The 1977-nt window shown below is 53.9% G+C and carries 2 protein-coding genes and 1 pseudogene; 2 read left to right on the top strand and 1 reads right to left on the bottom strand.

Translation table 11 applies throughout. The annotated features are described in order from the left end of the window. Positions 1 to 327 (bottom strand): hypothetical protein (locus tag D1841_RS17135; protein ID WP_160644892.1); only part of this gene is annotated, 327 nt, incomplete at its 3' end. Between the two features lie 220 nt (positions 328 to 547). On the opposite strand from D1841_RS17135, the gene D1841_RS17130 reads away from it, so the two are divergent. Then, the gene (locus tag D1841_RS17130) at positions 548 to 1282 is read left to right on the top strand and encodes a LytTR family DNA-binding domain-containing protein (protein ID WP_016297415.1); all 735 of its coding nucleotides are present in this window, start codon (positions 548 to 550) and stop codon (positions 1280 to 1282) included. 2 nt (positions 1283 to 1284) lie between these two features. Next, positions 1285 to 1977, top strand: a pseudogene (locus D1841_RS17125) (GHKL domain-containing protein); the annotation flags it as partial.

Below are 1977 nucleotides of genomic sequence, written 5' to 3'. Positions count from 1 at the left end.
GGCGGGCAGGGCAACCGGCTTTCGCCCAAACCAGTCCGCGTTGTAGCGGTAGGCGCGCAGGGCGAAGTCCAGGTCAGAAAACCAGAAAATCCGCGCCTTTGGCCGTTCCTCCCGCAGCAGTTCCACCACCTCCAGGCTGAACGTGCCGTCCTGCGCCACCACAAACAGGTCAAAATCTGGCCCGTCCCGCACCATGCTGCAAAAATCCTCCTGTCTGGCATAGGGGACGATCTCCGCAAAACGCAGGTATTCCCTGGCGCACCGGTCAAGCTGCCCTGACAGTGCTTTCAGTTCTCCGGGGTTTTCATTATAAAGTGCAATCCTCAATCCGGCTCCTCCTTTCCGCAGTATATAAAAATGAAAAAATGGCATCAAAAAAACCGACCCTTTTAAGGAATCGGTTATATATTTAGCATAGCGTTTTTCCCGTTCTTGTCAATAGGCTCTGCATGAGATGTCAAAAATCTGCATGAGATGTAGGTCAGGACGCTGAAAATATGGTATAATGGGTCTTGACAAACGAAGTCTTTTGTGTTAGGAGGCGAAAATGATGCGAATTGCCATTGCAGACGACCTTTCCGCAGACGCTGGGAAACTGCGGGAATTTATCTGCCGCTGGGCGCGGGAGCAGGGGATTGTCCTGGTTCCGGCCCCGGCAGTTTTTGAAAGCGGCGAAGCCCTGCTTGCAGGCTTTGCCCCGGATACCTTTGATGTGATTTTTCTGGATATTTATATGTCCGGCATGACCGGCATGGAAGCGGCGAAAAAAATCCGGGAGCAGGACGATGCCTGCCAGCTAATCTTTACGACAACCACCAAGGAATTTGCTGTGGACAGCTATGATGTGGCGGCGGCATTTTACCTGGTCAAGCCCTATTCCTATGAAAAGCTGGCACAGGCCCTGACCCGGTGCGGGGCAAAGCTTCTGGAACAGAACCAGTGTGTGATGGTTCCGGGCGCGGCAGGACAGCAGCCGCTCCTGCTTCACCAGATTACCCATACGGAATACTGCGGACGCTGTGTGGAAGTCCATATCACCAGCGGGGAAAAGATAACCGTCCCCATGCGGCAGGCGGATTTTGCGGCTTTGCTGCTGGACTATCCCTATTTCTGTGACTGTACGCGGGGCGTCCTGGTCAATTTCGAGCAGGTGGAGGAGCTGCTGGCTGACCGTTTTCTTTTGAAAAACGGGACAGCGGTTCCAATCAGCCGGTTAAAATACCGGGAGGTGCGGGAACAGTTTCTCGCTTTTACTTATGCCCGGATGAGAGGAGGGCATTAGAGATGGGAAATGATACAGTTCTCCGCCCTATGCTGGAGCTTTCGGTTATAATCCCCGGCGCTGTTTTGTGTTATCTGCCCATGAAAGGACACCTGAATGGAAAGGGCAGACGGATCGCTTTGTGGGGAATCCCCGCTCTGTTGCTGTGGGCTGTTGCGGGCGGCGCTGCCTGTTACAGATTCCGGTGGGATACGAACCTCTGGCTGGTTCCCTCGCTGGCGCTGTCTGCCCTGTTTTACTGCCGGACAATCACGCTGTCTTACTGGAAAACCGTCAGCGTATTTCTGGCGGTCTGCGGGACGTTTTCCACTTTGAGAAATCTGGCAGTCCTGGCGGACGCCCTGCTTTCGCCCAAAAGCGGCCCTGTGGTTTTTTCTCTGGGCGGGGCAGCGGCCTATGCCCTGTTTTGCTGGACGCTGCTGGGGCTTATGTGGTATCCGGCCACCCATGCCGCAAGATGGCTTCTGGATGAAATTGAAATGCCAGGGACATGGTATGTATTCTGGATTCTTCCGGTGGTGTTCCTGAGCCTGAACATTGTCATGCGGCCCCAGGAATATTCCACTCTTTACACAAACCGGGTTATGATGTTTTATCCGGTTCTGATGCTGGCGCTTCTGGCGCTGCTGCTGTTTTGTTACGCGCTGTTTTACTGGATGGCAAGGGGGCTGACAAAGAATATGCGTCTGACGCAG

The sequence above is a fragment of the Neglectibacter sp. X4 genome (assembly GCF_009917365.1).
In the GTDB taxonomy this organism is placed as follows: Bacteria; Bacillota; Clostridia; order Oscillospirales; family Acutalibacteraceae; genus Acutalibacter.
Note: the sequence above shows the minus strand (reverse complement) of the source record. Positions and strands in the feature narration are given on the sequence as shown.

Bases quoted from the DNA above. Each gene is read 5' to 3' on its own strand.
- D1841_RS17130 (WP_016297415.1), top strand. From the start codon at position 548: ATGATGCGAATTGCCATTGCAGACGACCTTTCCGCAGACGCTGGGAAA.